12 protein-coding genes and 1 pseudogene are annotated in these 19676 nt (G+C 42.3%); 6 read left to right on the top strand and 7 right to left on the bottom strand.

Translation table 11 applies throughout. The features are described 5' to 3' along the window. Positions 1-240: 240 nt before the first annotated feature. The 5 genes from nadE to C1G57_RS01065 form a co-directional block, all read right to left on the bottom strand. Positions 241-1065, bottom strand: a complete 825-nt coding sequence (nadE, locus tag C1G57_RS01085) for an ammonia-dependent NAD(+) synthetase (protein WP_105113380.1) — start codon at positions 1063-1065, stop codon at positions 241-243. A 12-nt stretch (positions 1066-1077) separates the two neighbouring features. Further along, positions 1078-2538 carry a nicotinate phosphoribosyltransferase gene (locus C1G57_RS01080; protein WP_105113379.1) on the bottom strand — a complete coding sequence of 487 codons (1461 nt, stop codon included), beginning with the start codon at positions 2536-2538 and terminating at the stop codon, positions 1078-1080. A 139-nt stretch (positions 2539-2677) separates the two neighbouring features. Next, positions 2678-5950: a leucine-rich repeat domain-containing protein gene (locus tag C1G57_RS01075; RefSeq protein WP_105113378.1), complete on the bottom strand. Its 3273-nt coding sequence runs from the start codon at positions 5948-5950 to the stop codon at positions 2678-2680. Between the two features lie 282 nt (positions 5951-6232). After that, positions 6233-6874, bottom strand: a complete 642-nt coding sequence (locus C1G57_RS01070) for a prepilin peptidase (RefSeq protein ID WP_105113377.1) — start codon at positions 6872-6874, stop codon at positions 6233-6235. A gap of 53 nt (positions 6875-6927) precedes the next feature. Beyond that, on the bottom strand, positions 6928-7746 hold the full coding sequence (locus C1G57_RS01065; protein ID WP_105113376.1) for a cation diffusion facilitator family transporter: 819 nt from the start codon (positions 7744-7746) through the stop codon (positions 6928-6930). Between the two features lie 121 nt (positions 7747-7867). On the opposite strand from C1G57_RS01065, the gene C1G57_RS01060 reads away from it, so the two are divergent. Both C1G57_RS01060 and C1G57_RS01055 read left to right on the top strand, forming a co-directional pair. Beyond that, positions 7868-8386 carry a TetR/AcrR family transcriptional regulator gene (locus C1G57_RS01060; RefSeq protein WP_105113375.1) on the top strand — a complete coding sequence of 173 codons (519 nt, stop codon included), beginning with the start codon at positions 7868-7870 and terminating at the stop codon, positions 8384-8386. Positions 8387-8395: 9 nt separating this feature from the next. After that, a complete protein-coding gene (locus C1G57_RS01055) occupies positions 8396-8950 on the top strand; it encodes a tRNA (mnm(5)s(2)U34)-methyltransferase (protein ID WP_105113374.1) in 555 nt (184 codons plus the stop codon). A gap of 15 nt (positions 8951-8965) precedes the next feature. Here C1G57_RS01055 and C1G57_RS01050 read toward each other — a convergent pair whose 3' ends face one another. Continuing rightward, on the bottom strand, positions 8966-9745 hold the full coding sequence (locus C1G57_RS01050; RefSeq protein ID WP_105113373.1) for an ABC transporter ATP-binding protein: 780 nt from the start codon (positions 9743-9745) through the stop codon (positions 8966-8968). Between the two features lie 143 nt (positions 9746-9888). Here C1G57_RS01050 and C1G57_RS01045 point away from each other — a divergent pair, with 143 nt between their 5' ends. The 4 genes from C1G57_RS01045 to C1G57_RS01030 all read left to right on the top strand — a co-directional run bounded on the left by C1G57_RS01045 (position 9889) and on the right by C1G57_RS01030 (position 19215). Continuing rightward, positions 9889-11226, top strand: a complete 1338-nt coding sequence (locus C1G57_RS01045) for a hemolysin family protein (RefSeq protein WP_105113372.1) — start codon at positions 9889-9891, stop codon at positions 11224-11226. 789 nt (positions 11227-12015) lie between these two features. After that, positions 12016-16965, top strand: coding sequence for a MucBP domain-containing protein (locus tag C1G57_RS11555; RefSeq protein ID WP_105113371.1), 4950 nt, complete (start codon positions 12016-12018; stop codon positions 16963-16965). A gap of 298 nt (positions 16966-17263) precedes the next feature. Beyond that, entirely contained in the window at positions 17264-18055 is a 792-nt protein-coding gene (gene pflA, locus C1G57_RS01035) for a pyruvate formate-lyase-activating protein (protein WP_105113370.1), read from the top strand. A 140-nt stretch (positions 18056-18195) separates the two neighbouring features. Then, on the top strand, positions 18196-19215 hold the full coding sequence (locus C1G57_RS01030; RefSeq protein WP_238595274.1) for a glycoside hydrolase family 3 protein: 1020 nt from the start codon (positions 18196-18198) through the stop codon (positions 19213-19215). Between the two features lie 108 nt (positions 19216-19323). Here the strand turns inward: C1G57_RS01030 and C1G57_RS01025 are convergent. Then, positions 19324-19676 (bottom strand): annotated as a pseudogene (locus C1G57_RS01025) (transposase); the annotation flags it as partial.

Below are 19676 nucleotides of genomic sequence, written 5' to 3'. Positions count from 1 at the left end.
AATCATCAACGATTTCAAGAACGCAACAACGGCCTTGCCCCTCTTGAAATGAGGAACAAGGCCGTCGCCTAATCTTTTATTATTTCATTGTCCACTTGACAGGGAGCAGTTCAGCATATCGTCAGGGGTTTATTTTTATACTCAATGAAAATCAAAATCAGACTAGGCGATGAAGATGCAGATAGAACTGAAGTTCATCAAATCAAGTCAACAACGTCTGATTTTGATTTTCGAAGAGTATTATTTCCAAAAGTCATCAAAAATCGTGATTGGCAGGTGGCGTTTGTGGGCTGTTTTCTTCCACCATCCTTCGATAATGGTTTGGGCTTGAGGGTCGATGATTTTGCCTTCTAGATAGTCGTCAATTTGGTTATAGGTAACACCAAGAGCGACTTCATCCGCTAGGCCTGGTTTGTCCTCTTCCAAGTCAGCGGTAGGGACTTTGAGGTAGAGTTTTTCATCTGCTCCCAAGGCTGCTAGAAGTTGTTTACCTTGACGCTTGTTAAGGCGGAAGAGGGGCAGGATATCTGCACCGCCGTCGCCGTGCTTGGTGAAGAAGCCGGTAATATTCTCGGCGGCATGGTCGGTTCCAATCACAGCTCCTTTGCGTTCGCCGGCAACTGCATACTGGGCAATCATGCGCATGCGGGCTTTAGCATTTCCCTTATTAAAATCAGACATAGACAGCCCGTTTGCATTGACAGCCGCTGCCATAGCATCTGTAGATTCCTTGATGTTGATGGTTAGGCTGACATCGGGTTGGATAAAGGCAAGGGCTGCCTGGGCATCAGACTCGTCAGCCTGCACACCGTAAGGTAGGCGGATAGCGATAAATTGGTAGGAGTCGTCACCTGTTTCCGCCCGCATTTCTTCCATGGTCAACTGAGCCAAACGACCAGCCAAAGTCGAATCTTGTCCACCAGAAATGCCCAAGACATAGGTTTTCAAAAAGGGATGTTTTTTCAGATAGTCTTTGAGAAAGTCGATAGAGCGACGGATTTCTTCATTTGGGTCAATACTTGGCTTGACACCTAGTTCCTTGATAATGGTTTCTTGTAGGGTCATTGGCTACCTTTCTTAGATGGATTTGGCTTGGCTTTGTTTGCGAATGCGATTGATGATGTTCATCTTGTTATCCCAGACATCTTGGGCCAGGTCAACTGGATAGAGTTGAGGGTTGAGGACACGTTTGTATTCGTCCCAGAGCTTGTCAAATTCTTGGTTGGCATAGGTTTGAATTTCCGCTAGACTTGGTAATTCATAGACTTGCTTGCCCTCTTCAAAAATTGGGATTAGGAGAGGACGGGCGTCGAAGTTTTCAACGGTCTTGTTGATGTAGGTATAGGTCGGATGGAACATATAGATGCTGTCCATTTGGCTGACATCCGTATTCGCAAAGGTAATATAGTCGCCTTCTGACTTGCCCTTTTCTTTGGAGGTGATGCGCCAGACTTGTTTTTTTCCTGGTGTAGATACTTTTTCAACGTTGGAAGACAGTTTGATGGTATCTCGCATGCTTCCGTCTTCATCTTCGATGGATACAATCTTGTAGACAGCGCCTAAGGCCGGTTGATCATAGGCTGTAATCAGCTTAGTGCCCACTCCCCAGACATCAATTTTTGCCTTTTGCATTTTGAGGTTGAGGATGGTATTTTCATCCAAGTCGTTGGATGCGTAGATTTTGGCTTCTGTAAAGCCTGCCTCATCCAACTGTTGACGGACCTTTTTGGAAATATAGGCCATGTCGCCAGAGTCGATCCGTACGCCCTTAAAGTTGATTTTATCGCCCATTTCCTTGGCCACCTTGATGGCTGCAGGAACACCGATTCGTAGGGTATCATAGGTATCCACAAGGAAGACACAATCACGGTGGGTTTCCGCATAGGCCTTGAACGCCTTGTAATCATCTCCGTAGGTTTGGACAAGGGCATGGGCATGGGTACCAGCAACAGGAATGCCGAAGATTTTTCCTGCTCGAACATTGGAAGTGGCAGAAGCACCACCGATAAAGGCTGCGCGGGTGCCCCAAATGGCAGCATCCATTTCTTGGGCACGACGGGTACCGAATTCCATTAGAGGTTCGTCTTCAATTACTGCCTTGATACGACGGGCCTTGGTAGCAATCAGGGTTTGGTAGTTGATAATATTGAGAATGGCTGTTTCAATCAACTGGCACTGGGCAAGTGGTCCTTCAATCTGCATGATAGGCTCGTTGGCATAGACTAGGTCACCTTCCTTGGCAGAACGAACGGTCAAGTTCATTTCTAGATTTGCCAAATAATCCAGGAAATCCTTGGGATAGCCTAATTCAGTCAGATAGTTAATATCTGTCTGGCTAAAGCTGAGATTATTGAGGTAGTCCACCACACGCTCCAAACCAGCAAAGACGGCATAGCCATTTTTAAAGGGCTGAGAACGGAAATAGACTTCAAACACGGCATGTTTGTTGTGGATCTTTTGCTTAAAATAGACCTGCATCATATTGATCTGGTAAAGATCGGTATGCAGGCTTAAACTGTCATCTGTAAAAACTGTCATAGCTTTCTCCTTTATTCTTTCTATTATACCAAAAAAATCGAGCTAGGCTCGATTTAGAGAGTGATAGTGATGCTTGGAAAGAAAAACTTAGAAAAAAGAGTAGCTCCATTTAGGAACTACTCTGCTCTTCTTCCAGTCCTTAAGGGACAAAGACTAGTTGAGGAGGATTATTTGAGTTGAAATAGGAACCATCAGAGATCCTCTCTCTCAAGTATTCTGGTAGCTGGACTTCTACCAGAGGATTTCTTTTAAAAGCAATGGAAGATATATCTTTGACAGACTGGGGAAGACTGATATGGGTCAGTTGATTGTATTCAAAGCCACCTGGGTCGATTGAAATGAGGTTGTTTGAAAAACGAACCTTGCTTAGCTTGTTAAATGCAAAGGCATACTGCTCTATAGATGTCACAGCATCTGGTAGATAGAGGCTAGTCAACTGATTGTCTTGAAAAGCGTGGTTTGGAATTGTCTTGAGGTAGTTAGGCAGCTGGAGGCTGTGGAGCCTGTTGCTTCTGAAGGCCCCATCCCCTAAGGTTTGGAGGGAATCAGGTAGTACCAGTTCCTTGAGGAGGTTGCCAGCGAAGGCGTCTCCGTCAATTTCTGTTACAGAATTACCCAGCTGGAGGGTCTGGAGTTGATTGGATGCAAAAGCGCTATGACCGATGTGGGTGACAGAATCTGGGATGACTAGGTTGGTCAAGGGATTGTACCCAAATGCCTCCGCTCCAATCTCAATCAGGGATGGAGGGAGGGTGAGCTGGGTCAGATTATTAACTTGAAAAGCACTACTGTCTATGGTTTGTAGGCTAGCTGGAAACTGGACACTACGGATGCCTCTTGCTCTCAAGGCACTAGAGCCAATCTTAATCACCGGTTTCCCTCCCAGACTGGCTGGGATGATGACAAGTTTGTTCTCGCCCATGTATTTGGTGATACGGACGCCATTCTCGATTTCCTCCCACTCAAAGTCTGATTCGGGATTGGCTTCTGCTGGGGATTCTGGGTTTGCAGGGGGAGCCTCTGTAGTCTCGGTTGAGACAGGGTTACTTGGGGTTTCGGTTGGCTTGGTTTCCGTAGAGCTGGTGGATTCGGACTTGCTTGGTTTACTCTCTTCACTTGCTGGAAGATCCTGGGTTTCCAAACGAAGCTCGAAACTATTTTCAGGTGGAAGTGCTATCCGACCAAAATCTTTCTTGCCCCAATCTTCATTGATGGGTTTCAGCCATGGGAGTTCAAGAATCGCTTGGTAGTAGGGATTGCCCTTGCCTTTGGCTAGTAGGGAAGCCTGATTGGCAACCAGGTCTTGTTTCCATTGCAAGTCTAGGCCTATTTCATAGCCAAGTTTGTTACGGACTTGTAGGATATCAAAACCTAGGAAGGCTAGCCCTGGGGTCAATTCGATACCAGCAGTAGCTTCTAAATTGGCTGATACTTCGTCAATTCTTACAATCGGTTTGATTTGGTTTTCAAATCGGAAGTTTTTGTTATCGTAGCCGATGAGACCATTATGAACCAGTCCGACAGAGACAGTGACGGTTCCAGAGGTACTGATTTCGCTGTAGAGATAGACTTCACCCGTGATAACGGCACCAATATGAGTGGTATAGCTGATTTTACCCAGACGGATATTTTTATGAATAGTTTTTGATGGAACCGATGAATTAGTGGTAGCAGGATATTTGACTTTGGTCTTGTTATTCTTACTTAGGGTACCACTAACTGTCGCGGTTGTTTCAGAGCCTAGTAGAATTTTTGAAGATAAAGGAAACAGGAAATTAATATTAATTTCTGGACGAATTTTGAATGCGAGATTTACTTTGACAGAAAGTCCATCTCCTAGGTCAACAGTTCCGCTCTTCTCAAAAGATTTTTCGAATGAACGTTCAGTGCTATCCGACGCATCTAATTGGAAGGCTTGGCTCGGCTCGAAGTCAATAGCTTCGTTTTCAATGTTATCCGTATAGTTGAACTCGGTCAGGACTTCTGACAGATCGGTAATCTGCTCTACTGTGATCGTAGTGGAGCCCTCACCATTATTGACGGAGACAACCCTGAAGGCTGCACCGGAAAGATTACTTGCATTTGGAGGAAGGACGATTTTATCTCCGACCTCTAGATTGTAGTCTTTCTGGATGTGTACTTGATTGCCATTGCTGATCGAATAGTCTATAAAATCTTCAATATAGACCACATCTGGTTGGAAGGCTACTGTCGTTCTTTCATCAAGGATGTGTTTTCCTAGAGAAAATTCTCCGACCTTGTTTTCAATGACGTGATGGTTGTCAGCTTTGGGTGTGATGCTGACATCAAAGCCATCTGCCTTGAGCTGGTAGTTTCTTCCCTCTACTAGGTGGAGGTAGAAGTAGCCATCTTCTTCCTCGGTTGTGACCCTATCAATTTCTTCGGTGCCTTGATAGATGACAATTTCTTTTAGTCCGAGGGCTTGTTTTTGGACATTGTAAGCATAGCCTGAAACGGTCACTTTAGGTTGCGGAGCTTGACTGCTAGAAGGACTCGTTTCCTCGGTTTGGGAACTAGCACTTGTTTCTGTACTACTTGTGCTTGTTTGTGTTTCAGTCATGCTGCTAGAGCTAGGTTGTGTTTCAGTAGAGCTGCTAGGGCTAGTCTGAGTTTCAGTCGAGCTGCTAGAGCTAGGTTGTGTTTCAGTCACGCTGCTAGAGCTAGGTTGTGTTTCAGTCACGCTACTAGAGCTAGGTTGCGTTTCAGTCACGCTACTAGAGCTAGGTTGCGTTTCAGTCGAGCTGCTAGAGCTAGCTTGCGTTGCTTCTACAGAGCTGCTTGCGCTTGTTTGGCTAGTAGAGGTAACCGTATTGTTTCGGCCAGCCTTTTCATACTGTACGACCAGTTTAGCCTCTCTGTCCTTCCCTGCTAGATGAATGTGATGAGTAAACTCATTTTGGAATTGTCTAGCATAGATGAGACTGCCGCTCCATGTCAAGATGCCCGAGCCAAACAATAAAAGCAACCAGATTGTATGCTTCTTGCCTGACTTGGTTTTTAGCAAGAGCAGAGCTAAGAATAACAAGAACAGGCCTAGCACGACATAGGCAGTTACCAATTCTCCTGTTTTAGGGAGAACATTACTCGTTCGCCTGCTAGCAGCGCTTGGTGCTATTTTCACATTGAATTGATAGACCTCACCTGGAGCAAGCGTGTCCTTACTTGGGATACTGTCCTTGATTTGATAGCTAGGAACGCTCAAGTCAAGTTTGACATTGTGGATGTCTGTAGAAGAAATGTTTTCTACACTGACTTGTAGTTCGGACTCATTTACCACTTGGATAGCTGTTCGCACATCTGAGCTATTTGCACGTATAGCAGTGGGAAATAGGATTGAAATGATAGCAAGACTAGAGACAATAAACCTTGTAAGCCATTTTCTTATTTCCATAAGAACCTCCTTGTTTTTTATTTTTGATTCAACCCCACCCTTTTAACAAGATAGCTCAGATTTCTTGTTTTGTCGGGATGAAAGGGAGCTACATACAACCCTATTCTATATTATTATCCTTATCATCGCAAGCGATTACAAAATAATATTCGGAGATTGAGAAAGACTTGTTTTTATAGGTGTTTGATAGGGAAATACAAAAAAGAATGAAGGTCAATAGCTAGGTGTGAATAGCTTCCATTCATTCTTTTTGTACTTATTGAAGTCAATATTTGACTGTAGTTAAAACATTCCCACCACCAAGCTTACCAAAAATAGAAAAGGTACATAAGGTAGGGATTTAGGTTTAAAGATGAAAAAGATAGCCAGTCCTAAGATGGAACTAATCTGGATAATCCAGAGGATTTCGGTCACGCCAAACAAAAGGGAGAGGCTTGCCAGGTAGAGAAAATCGCCAGAACCAATATTGAGTTGCCATTTTTCAGTCAGATAGGCCAGGACCAAAAGAACACAGAAGAGCCAGTTGAGCTGGGAGAGTATCAGAGCTATAAAAGTAAAAACGAGCCAGACAGCAAAAGGATATTCCTGATGTTTGATGTCGTAAATGGCCAAAACTAGTCCTGCCAAAATGAGAATGGTTTGGGTAAGAGATAGAATTTGAAAATGGCAGAGCAGGACCAATAGGCCAGCTAAGAACTCCAGTCCCAGATACCAATAAGGAATTTTCGCCTTGCAGTAACGGCACTTAGATTTTGTGGAAAGCTGGGAAAGAATAGGAATTAGATCCCAAGCCTTGAGCCGTCGTTTGCAGGCATTGCAGTGACTAGATGGGGCGATAATGGATTGTTCAGGGAAACGGTCGATGACCAATCCCAAGAAGGAGCCGATAGAAGCTCCCAGGAAAAATAGGATAATTGTCTTCATACCTATTTATTCGCAAATGGGAGAGGAAAATGAGATATTTTTAAAAAATTTTTTTACAAAATTTCGATGGTGCTTTGGACAATGCCAAAGGTAATGAGAGAATTTCGTATGTTTGCTTTGGTCTTGTCTGCTACAGCAGGATTTGTTAGTTTGACCGTCACTGTCGCACAATGGTCATATCCATCCATGGTCCAGACATTCAGTTGAGTGATTTCGTGAACATTTTCAAGAGCAAGGAGAATTTCTTTCACTTCTTCAAGATTTACTCCTTGCGGACTTGTTTCAAGTAGAATCTTGACACTATTCCAGGCTTTTGGCAGGGCTTTGGAGAGGATGAAGATAGCAATACCGAGTGAGAGTAATGGGTCTAGAAAGTACCAATCAGTAAATTGAAGAATGATGGAAACAAGGATGACCGCCAGCCATCCCAAAATATCCTCTAAAAAGTGCAAGCTGAGAATGGATTCATTATGGCTATGGCCATTTTTTACAATACGAGAAGCAAGGAAATTGATGATGACAGCGATAATGCCGAGTACCAACATCCCATCTTGATTGACAGGGTTGGGATGGAAAAGATTGGGAATGTTTTCTACAAGGATCAAGCTGGAGCCGATAATCAGAATACTAGAAGTCAAGAGAGCGGCCAAAATATTCCATCTCTTGTAGCCAAAAGGATAGAACTTGTCAGCAGGTTTGTTGGCATAGGTTTGCATGATGGCAGAGCTTCCGATGGCGAGGGCGTCACCCAAATCATGAACAGCATCTGCTAAGATGGCGCTAGAACCAAAGAGCCAGCCAAAGATAAACTCGATAATAGAAAAGCTGAGATTGAGGAGAAAAGCGATAAATGTATTTTTAGAAGATGACATGAGATTCCCTTTCTGTGTTATACTGTTTATAGGTTTATTATGTACTGTAATGAGCCGAAAAACTAGAAACAAGAGAAACGGTTTGTCTTTTTCTGAACAAATTGTTTGAAATGTACGAAAAATGGATAGACGAATTGCAAAAACAAAAAGAGCTATTTTTCAGGCTTTTTTGACCTTATTAAATGATAAAGGTTATGATGACATGCGCGTGCAGGATGTTATTGATCTGGCAGATGTGGGGCGTTCCACTTTCTATGCCCACTATGCCAGTAAGGAAGCTTTATTAGAAGAACTTTGTCATGACCTCTTTCACCACTTATTTACAGGTCGTGAAGATGCGGATGTGAAGACCTTGTTGGCCCATATTTTCAAACACTTTCGGACCAATCAAGACCGCGTTGCCAGCCTTTTATTGTCCCGCAATGCCTATTTTCTAAGAGAACTGGAAGCGGAGCTGAAACACGACATTTTTCCAAAAGTGGTTGAAGATTACATGCAGGATAAGAGGAATCTTCCAGAGGATTTGCTGGTACATTTTGTTGTGACGACTTTTGTGGAGACGGTCAGCTGGTGGCTCCAGCAACGCAAAAAGGTGGACGAAGCCACCTTGACCGAATATTATGTAAGATTATTAGCTTAAGGAGTGAAAATGCTTAGACCTTTACACATGGCTCATGCCTTTTTAGATGAAATTTTAACCGACCAGGACCTAGCGGTTGATGCGACGATGGGAAATGGCCATGACACACTATTTTTAGCCCAGCGAGCAGGAAAAGTGGTGGCCTTTGATATTCAGGAACAAGCCCTGACCACAACGGCTGAAAAACTAGAAAAAGCTGGCTTGACCAATGCCCAATTGGTTTTGACTGGACACGAAAACCTCGACCAGTATGTGGAGGAGTGCAAGGCAGCCATTTTCAATCTGGGCTATCTTCCTTCGGCGGATAAGTCTGTCATCACCCTGCCAGCAACCACCCTTCAAGCTATTGAAAAAGTTCTTGACCGACTGGTTGTTGGGGGGCGCCTAGCCATCATGGTTTATTATGGACATGAGGGTGGGGCGGTTGAGAAGGATGCTGTCTTAGACTTTGTCAGCCAGCTAGACCAGACTGTCTTTACGGCCATGCTCTACAAACCGCTTAACCAAGTCAATACCCCACCATTTTTGGTGATGGTGGAACGATTAAAATCCAGCTCAAACTAGGGCTGGATTTATTTTTTATAATATGGGCTTAATGAACCATCTTCCCTCACCCAAGTCAATCAGTTCTACCTGATTGCCATAAAAATCGCTGAGGAGTTCAGGTGTCAAAATGTCTTGTTTTGCTCCCTGAGCCAAGACCATGCCATCTTTGAGCAGGAGGACATGGGTAAAATTGTCGTTAATCTCTTCTGCATGGTGGGTGACGTAGATAATGGCAGGGGCCGTTGGGAGTTGGCAGATCTGGTCGATGTGGTGGAGCAGGCGTTCACGAGCTAGCAGGTCCAAACCGACAGTTGCTTCGTCTAAAATCAAAATAGCCGGCTCTTCCATCAAACTGCGGGCAATCAGTAGGAGTTGGCGTTCGCCTTGTGACAAACTGGCATAGGTCCTGCCAATCAAGTGGTCAGCCTTGATTGTTTTCAGCATTTCAATAGCCTGGTCTAGCTCAGCTTGTCCATACTCACGGTAGAGGATGGAGGATTTGTATTTTCCAGTCAGGACGATTTGTTCCGCTGTCAAATCGATTGGAAATCGCTCTGCCAAAAAGGAGCCAACCACCCCAATCTTAGTGCGTAGGCAGGGAATATCACCCCTACCAAATTCCACTCCTAGAACAGTTAACTCGCCAGAAGTCTTCCAAAACTCTGCCATCAATATGCGCAGCAGTGTTGATTTTCCAGCACCGTTAAGGCCTAAAATAGCCCAACGCTCTCCTTCCTTAAATTCCCAGTTGATGTCTTTTAATAGGTACTTCCCCTGTCTTTTGTAGGACAGTTCTTTCATGGATAAAATCATACGGACCTCGCTTTTCTTTTTGACTATTTTATCACAGAAGTGTAGATTTACAGATATTTTTGCCGAATGTCACCTCGATTATACCAAAATGAAAAGAATATGGTATAATGGGAATGTTATAGATTTTATTATAGGAGAATATCATGGAAGACCCTGGTAGTCAGACCATTCATTTACAATTATTATTACTTTTATTGTTGACCTTGCTCAATGCCTTCTTTTCAGCTTCAGAAATGGCCCTTGTTTCCCTCAATCGTTCACGGGTGGAGCAAAAGGCAACTGAGGGTGAGAAGAAGTATATTCGCTTACTTCAAGTTTTAGAAAATCCCAATAATTTCCTTTCTACTATTCAGGTTGGAATTACCTTTATTTCTATCCTTTCGGGTGCCAGCTTGGCCAATGATTTGGGTGCTGTTTTTGCCAAGTGGATGGGTAATTCAACAACAGCTCAAACTGCTGGTTATTGGTTGGCTTTAGCGATGTTGACCTTTGTGTCCATCGTACTGGGTGAACTATATCCCAAGCGGATTGCCATGAATATGAAGGAAAATCTGGCAGTGGTTACGGCGCCAGTGATTATTTTCCTTGGAAAGATTGTTAGTCCTTTCGTTTGGCTTTTATCAGCTGCGACCAATCTCATCAGCCGCATTACACCTATGAACTTTGACGATGCGGACGAGCAGATGACCCGGGATGAGATTGAATATATCTTGACCAAGAGCGAGCAGACTTTGGATGCGGAAGAAATCGAGATGTTGCAAGGTGTATTCTCCTTGGATGAACTGATGGCGCGTGAAGTCATGGTTCCCCGTACGGATGCCTTCATGGTCGATATTGAAGACGATACGGAAACCATTATGGCGGCCATTCTCAAACAGAATTTTTCTCGAATTCCAGTTTATGATGGCGATAAGGATAATATCATTGGTTTGATTCATACCAAAAAAATCTTGTCTGAAGCCTTTAGCAATGGTTTTGACAATCTCAATATCCGTCGTATTATGCAGGAACCACTCTTTGTTCCAGAAACAATTTTTGTGGATGATTTGCTCAAATCCTTACGCAATACCCAAAACCAGATGGCTATCTTGTTGGATGAATATGGTGGAGTTGCTGGGCTGGTTACTTTGGAAGATTTGTTGGAAGAAATTGTCGGGGAAATCGATGATGAAACGGACAAGACAGAGATTTTTGTCCGTGAAATTGCAGAGAATACCTATATTGTCCAAGGAAGTATGACCCTCAATGACTTCAACGAGCATTTTGATACAGAGCTAGAAAGTGATGATGTTGATACCATTGCAGGTTATTATTTGACCGGAGTCGGCACTATTCCAAGCCAAGAAGAAAAGGTGACCTTTGAAGTGGACAGTAAGGACCATCACTTAGTCTTTATCAATGATAAGGTGAAAAATGGTCGGGTGACCAAGCTTAAAATGATGATGACACCTATTGTAGAGGAAGAAGTAGATAAAGAATAAAAGTTGCATTCATCAACTTAGAGAGTGCGATATTCGGAACCCACCAAAAAAGTCATCGTATGATGGCTTTTTTATACTCATACCTATCGCATATACTGGGGTGCTCGTCAGTAGAGTGGATCAGGTTTTCCCTCGATGACTAACATCATTAACTCGTCAACCACAAAGCCCTCACTAAGATGTTACACCTAGTGAGGGCTTTATGTTCGTTTTCATTATTCTGTGGGTGAGGGCGGAGCATCATGGATATCTTGCCCACTTCCTAGTTAACTTAATGACATTGCCGATATTCCGCTCTCTTTTTTATCAAAATACGTAGAGTAATCAGTAGCGAACAATAATATCTATTTCATAGATGGTTAATAAGAACTATATATCTGGGGGTTCAAATTGTGTTTATATAGGTATCTTTGCTATTTTTTATGATTTTTAGAAGTGCCAAGATTCTTTTTAATATAAATAATTGATAAATTGGTATTCTGATAAAGATATTATTTCCTGACAATAATTGTTAAAAATGGTGGTAATTATTGATTTTAAAGGTGTTTTTTATGTTTTTATTCATTTTAAATCAGTAATTGTATAGATTCAATAATATTTTTCATTGAAATTTTAATGAATAAATTTGTTTGATGCTCCGTCAGTTATTGGTTTATACATATCAAAAAAAGCTTTTTTTTTTTTTTGCAAATATATTGCAAAAACATATAAAAAGTGATAAACTAGAAGGCATGATTTCTTATCTTTGATGAGTATAGGAAATAATAATTAACTAAAAGGAGATATTTGGTGAATAAAAAAGTAAACAAGAACTTTACTGAAATTTCACGTAGTAGCCGTGTCAAGATGCACAAGTCAGGTAAGCACTGGGTGCGCACGGTTATGACAAGTCTAGGCTTGTTTAAAGTGGCAGGCGGTACTGCTACAGAAACAGTCAAAGTTGATGGCGCAATGGTAGCTCCAAAGTCTAACCATGTTGTTCGTGGTTTGGTTGCAGCAGGTGCCCTCTTGGGAGTACAGGTATCAGCAGAGCAAGTACTTGCAGAAGAAACAACCGTCGTTGAAAAAACAGTTTCAGCAACAGCTTTGTCAGAAACTGTTGAATTGAGCGGTACAGACACAACAGTTGCTAGCCAATCAGAGTCAACAACAGCTATTGAGTCAGATACAACATCAGATTCTCTTTCAACGTCAGAATCAGTATCTATCTCAGAGTCTGCATCTGAATCAGTATCTATCTCAGAGTCAACATCTGTTTCAGAATCTACTTCAACTTCTGTATCTACTTTGTTGAGCGAAGCAGCATCAGAAGCAGCTCGTGTAGCGACATCAGAATCAGCAGCAGTAGAAACACCAGCAGAAGAGACAGCAACACCAGCAAAAGTACTTGAGCAAGTAACATCAGAAGCTGAACTCTTAGTTGACCTTGGTCAAAAAGAGTTGACTAAAGAAGAAGATGCAGCCCTTTCAACAGCAGTAGCAGCAAGCAAGACAGAAATTGCAGCAGCTAAAGTTGTTTTGGCAGACAAAACAGCATCACTTGAGCAAGTAGAAGCACAAATCACAGCTGTGAAAGCGGCCAACGAAGCATTGGCTGCGGAATTGTTGAAACGTGATGAAGATGGTGTATTGACAGTTGCTTTGACGACAACAGGTTCTACAATTATTGGTAAAGGTACTGGTGCATTGGTAGATGCGGTTGCAGCTAGTCCATCGATGGATGATGCCAATGGTGCAACTGTTTCTTCAGGCACTTCAACTGAGTTTACTAATTTTGTAGCAACATCAGAAAAAGGTTACTTGACCTTCAGCTATACTCCACTTTCTAAATGGTATGATCCAATTTTGAGCAGCTATACTGGGGGCACATCAACTAGTGGCGGTTACTTCCGTATGTCGATTAACCCTGGCACAGCAAGTGAGTCTGTCTTGGTAGAGTTGGTCGATAATGCAAATAATGTTCTTGAAAGTCATACTCTAGCTGTTGGTGGAGAAACAACATTTACAAGTCTTGAATCAACATCAGGAACAAAATTAGGCGCGCCTGCTCCTATTATCGTTAACTATCGTACGGAATCAGCAAGTGATACTGTAATTGGCGATGTGGACTTTACTTTCATGGGAAGCACAATGAAAGCCAGTGGTTTGGCTACACATAGTGAACTAATTCCTAAGCCAATCACAAATACGACTTACTACAAAGCTGAAGATGGTACAGTACTTGGTACTTATACAATTACAACTATTCCTGGTTTGACGACAACAGCATCTGGTGAACGTACTTTCCCAGGTTATACATATACAGGGAATACTACTACTGAAACAACTACAGTTAATACATATGCTGGTGGTGAATATGTAGATAGTGCTCGTAATGTCTACCCAGTTCAATTGAAAACGACTTTAACTCCAGTTGGAACGGACGGAACAGTAATTAAGACAGTATATATTGCTGATGATACCTATGCTGGAACGAAAGATTTTACTGATCTTTCTACAGATGGTTTCATTAAATTGTTGACGTCAACAGAAATGGCACCAGGTGGAGTGAATGCTAACTACACACTTGAATCATCAATTCTTGATAACTATACTGTACGACTAAATCCAGTTGGATGGAAATATACTGATGGTCTAGGTATTGGTACAGTAATTACAGATCCTTCAGAATTAACTTTGAAATCTAATCAAGTTATTGAGATTGAAATTCTAAAAGATGCAGATGTTAATGCTGTGGATGGTACTGGAAAAACGGCATATTTCACAGTATGGTTAGCAGGCGATGGAAACTACTCACAACTAAATACAACATTCTATCGGACATCACTCCCAACAGATGTATGGAATGAACAATCACCTCCACCTGCAGGTGGTACATCATACTATGGATTCCATCAGACTATCCCGTTGAAAGGAATCACACTTGCCGAAAAAACAGAGACTACTTATTGGTATACAGTTAATGAATCTGAATCATTATCTATTTCAAACTCTCAATCTGCAAGTACAGCAATTTCAGAGTCAGAGTCAAATAGTAAATCTGTATCAGAATCAGCAAGCACAGCCATTTCAGAATCAGAATCGAATAGTAAATCAGAATCAGCAAGCCAATCTGACTCATTGTCAGCATCAGCATCTGAATCAGCATCAGTATCAGCGAGCCAATCTGAATCACTTTCAGCATCAGCTTCTGAATCAGCATCAGTATCAGCGAGCCAATCTGAATCACTTTCAGCATCAGCATCTGAATCAGCGTCAGTATCAGCGAGCCAATCTGAATCAACTTCAGTATCAGCGTCTGAGTCAGCGTCAGTATCAGCGAGCCAATCTGAATCACTTTCAGCATCAGCATCTGAATCAGCGTCAGTATCAGCAAGCCAATCTGAATCAACTTCAGTATCAGCGTCTGAGTCAACAAGTGCATCAGTATCAGCATCTGAATCAACAAGTGCATCAGTATCAGCATCTGAGTCAACAAGTGCATCAGTATCAGCATCTGAATCAACAAGTGCATCAGTATCAGCGTCTGAGTCAACAAGCGCATCAGTATCAGCATCTGAATCAACAAGTGCATCAGTATCAGCATCTGAATCAACAAGTGCATCAGTATCAGCATCTGAGTCAACAAGTGCATCAGTATCAGCGTCTGAATCAACAAGTGCATCAGTATCAGCATCTGAGTCAACAAGTGCATCAGTATCAGCGTCTGAGTCAACAAGCGCATCAGTATCAGCATCAGAATCAACAAGCGCATCAGTTTCAGCGTCTGAATCAACAAGTGCGTCAGCATCTGAATCTACATCAGCATCACTTTCTGAAAGTGCATCATTGTCAGAAGCTGCGAAGACAGGTTCAGTAGTGGTTAACTATGTGGATACAGAAGGTAATGTTATCAAGGCTCCTGTAACAGATACGAACAACGCAGCAGTAGGTACTGACTACGATACAACAGATAACAAACCAACTGAAATTGTTACTGAAGACGGTACCAAGTATGTTCTTGTTCCATCTAAAACAATTGGTTCAGAAAATGGTCAAGTAGTAGAAGGTGAAACATCCATCACTTACGTTTACCAAAAAGTAGCTAAGTGGATTCCATTGATTCCAGGTGTTCCAGAAAACGAACGTCCAACAACTGAGTACCCATTCGATCCAACAAATCCGGATGCAGAGATTCCAACAATCCCTACAAACCCAAAAACAGATCAACCGGTAGTCCCACACGTACCAGGATTTACACCAACAGATCCTAAGACAAATGAGCCGTTGAAACCGTTTGATCCAGAAGATCCAACTAAGGGTTACATTCCGCCAACACCAGGTAATCCAGGTATTGACACACTTATCCCTTACGTGCCTGCAAAACAAGGTGATGTAGTAGTAAACTACGTAGATACAGAAGGAAATGTAATCAAAGCGCCTGTAACAGACACGCCGTTGTCACCAGTAGGTACAGACTATGCGACAACTGATAACAAACTAACTGAAATTATCGCGCCAAATGGTGATAAGTATGTCTTGGTTCCATCTAAGACTGTTGGTAACGAAACAGGTAAGGTTGTAGAAGGAACTACAGAAGTTACTTACGTCTACCAAAAAGTAGCGAAATGGATTCCATTGATTCCAGGTGTTCCAGAAAACGAACGTCCAACAACGGAATATCCATTTGATCCAACAAATCCGGATGCAGAGATTCCAACAATCCCTACAAACCCTAAAACAGGCGAACCAGTAGTGCCACATGTACCAGGATTTACACCAACAGATCCTAAGGACAACACACCGTTGACACCAGTAGATCCAGAAGATCCAACTAAGGGTTACATTCCGCCAACACCAGGTAATCCAGGTATTGACACACTTATCCCTTACGTGCCAACGAATAGTGAAAAAACTGGTTGGGTAGTTGTTAAGTATGTGGATACTGAAGGCAATACGATTAAATCGTATGTACGAGATACTCCAGTATCACCAGTGGGTACACCATATGATACAACAGACAACAAACCAACAGTAATCGTAACACCAAACGGCGATAGATTTGTCTTGGTACCATCTAAGACAATCGGTACCGAAACAGGTACAGTTGTAGAAGGTGAAACAGTTGTAACTTATGTCTACCAAAAAGTAGCGAAGTGGATTCCAATGATTCCGGGTGTTCCAGAAAACGAACGTCCAACAACGGACTATCCGTTTGATCCAACAAATCCAGATGCGACTATTCCATCAATTCCTACAAACCCAGGTACAGGTGTGCCAGTAGTACCACATGTACCAGGTTATGTTCCTGAGAACCCAAGTACTGGTGAACCGTTGCAACCAGTTGATCCAGAAGATCCAACTAAAGGTTACATCCCACCAACACCAGGTAACCCAGGTATTGATACGTACATTCCGTATGTACCAGTTGGCACACCAACCCCAACACCGGTTCCAACACCAACTCCTACTCCAACACCAACACCAACTCCAGAGCAACCAGTAACTCCAGAGCAACCAGTAACTCCAGAGCAACCGGTAACTCCAGAGCAACCAGCAACTCCAGCAACTCCAGTTGTTCCTGGTTCTCCAGTTTCTCCAGTTTCAACACCAGTAACTCCAGCTCAACCAGCAGCACCAAAAGCTGCAGCTAAAGCTACTCTTCCAAATACTGGTGAAAATTCTTCAGCACTTACAAGCGTGCTTGGTCTAGGTCTTCTATTTGGTGCAATTGCGTCACGTCGCAAGAAAAACAACTAAACTAGAAGGTAAGTTGTTTACACGTACTATGCAAGATAGTGCGCAAATGAGAGGAGTGAGAAGTAATATTTAGCAATGCTTCTCATCCCTTTTGTTTGAAAGATTATTTCCTTTTTACTAGATAAACTTTTATCGAAGAATAGATCAGGTCTTCTCTGATCTATTTCTTTTTATTTTATATGGGGATGGAGTGTCATATTCAATATATATCATTAAGTTGAACAAAAACAGTGGTATGCAATAATAGTAGCGTTTTCATTTTTGTGTTATACTAGATGTAATAATTTGTAAAGGTGAGATTATGACAGAAATAGATTATCGTAAAGTCACAGGCTTGGTTCATTCAACTGAAAGTTTTGGTTCGGTAGATGGACCGGGTGTACGTTTTGTAGTCTTTATGCAAGGCTGTCACATGCGTTGCCAGTATTGCCATAACCCAGATACTTGGGACTTGGTCAATCCAGCAGCGACTGAGAGAACGGCTGAAGATGTTTTAAATGAAGCGATGAGATTTCGTATGTTTTGGGGCAAGGAAGGTGGAATAACGGTATCTGGTGGTGAAGCTACTATTCAGATTGACTTTTTGATTGCCCTCTTTACCCTGGCAAAAGAAAAAGGCATCCACACAACCTTGGACACCTGTGCTCTGACCTTCCGTTCGACCGAGCGTTATCTGGAAAAATACAATCGCTTGATGGAAGTGACAGATTTGGTACTCTTGGATATTAAGGAAATCAATCCAGACCAGCACCGTATTGTAACGGGGCATAGCAATAAGACTATTTTAGAGTGCGCTCGTTATTTGTCGGATATTGGTAAGCCAGTTTGGATTCGTCATGTTTTGGTCCCTGGATTGACTGACCGTGATGATGACCTGATTGAGCTAGGAAAGTTTGTCAAGACCTTGAATAATGTCGAGCGTTTTGAAGTCTTGCCTTACCATAATCTTGGAGAATTTAAGTGGCGTGAGCTGGGTAGACCTTATCCACTTGAAGGGACCAAGCCACCAAGTAAGGAACGCGTTTTAAACGCTAAGAACTTGATGGAAACCGAATCCTATCAAGACTATATGAATCGAATAAAGGGATAGTAGTGCGTAGAGCTAGAGTAAATAAAAGTCTAGGTGTAGTTGGACCGCTTTTGGCATGTTTGTTGATTGTGGTCTGTGCATCCCTAGCATATTATGTATTTAATAAAAGTGAAGGACAGTCCAGAAACAGTCCTTCTTTTGTGCCTGTTCAAGAGGTTTCTGTCAAAGAGAAACGAATCTCTGATTACCTACAACAAATGACCCTAGAAGAAAAAGTTGGTCAGATGATTTTTGCACGTATACCTGCTGAAAATCAGTTGGAAGACCTTGTTTCCTATCAATTTGGTGGTTATATCTTATTTTCACGGGACTTTGAAGGAAAGACCTTAGAACAAGTTAAGGAAGACGTTGCAAGTTATCAAGCTAATTCCAAGCTACCACTTTTAATAGCTTCTGATGAAGAAGGTGGGACGGTAACGCGGGTTAGTCAGTTATTAGAAACTCCCTTTGCCTCCCCCTTGGAATTGTATCAGTCAGGGGGTCTGGATGCTGTTTTAGAAGACACTAAGCATAAAACCAGTCTTTTGAAAGGGATAGGTATTCATGCCGGTTTATTTCCAGTTGCGGACTTATCTACAGATCCATGGTCATTTATTTATGATCGGACTATTGGTCAAGATGCTGCTACAACATCCACTTATATCAGCCAAGAGGTCCAGCTCCTGAAACAAGAGCAATTTGCTTCGACTTTGAAACATTTCCCAGGCTATGGGAACAATGCTGATTCACATACAGATCTGGTCTATGACAATCGTAGTTTAGAAGAATTACGAGCCAATGATTTTCTTCCCTTTAGGGCTGGAATTGAAGCGGGCGCAGACTCCATCATGGTCAGTCACAATATCGTACCTGCCATTGATGATGTTCCATCATCTATTTCACCTGAGATCAATAAAATATTACGGTCCGAGCTAGGTTTTGATGGTGTCATTATGACCGATGACTTTGATATGCTGGGTCTATCGCAATTCGTTGATCAAAATTCGGGTGCCTTGCAGACTATTCAAGCTGGGACAGATATGATCTTATCTTCGAGCTATGCTAGTCAAATTCCTTATATTGTGGAACAAGTGAAGGCTGGAACCATTACAGAGGAGAGGATTGACCAATCCGTCAAACGTATTTTGGGAATGAAATACGATCTTGGTTTAATCAAATAAATAAAGAAAGAGGCTGGGCAAAAACTAGCCAATAACTAAAAAACACAGATAGATTCGAGCTGCTTCTGATGAAATCCAGCCGTACTGTCTGTGTTTTTCTTTTTATCTCTATTATCTTGGACTAATTTCTTAGCCAATTTCGTGAGATTCATACTCATTAGGAGGAATCCTATCTCAGTTTCAACCACTTTTTGACCTCTGACATGAACTCTGCGCACGCCAAAAACACCCTTCATCCTACCAAATACAGGTTCGACATCCACCTTGCGTTTGGCATAAATGCGGGCTCCCTCTTTACTTGTCAATTCCTCTTTGACTAAGTTCTTGAAATAGTTCCACGTAGGATTGTACTGAATTTGTTTGAGGTTTCCTTTCTCTGTCCGTGCTAACTGGTCTAACTCTTCACTAGCTTGTACAGGATCAGCTTCGTAAATCTTAATATCTCTCTCAAATCCATACTT

The organism is Streptococcus suis, assembly GCF_002960425.1.
GTDB lineage: Bacteria > Bacillota > Bacilli > Lactobacillales > Streptococcaceae > Streptococcus > Streptococcus suis_S.
This window is presented reverse-complemented; position numbering and strand designations above follow the sequence as displayed.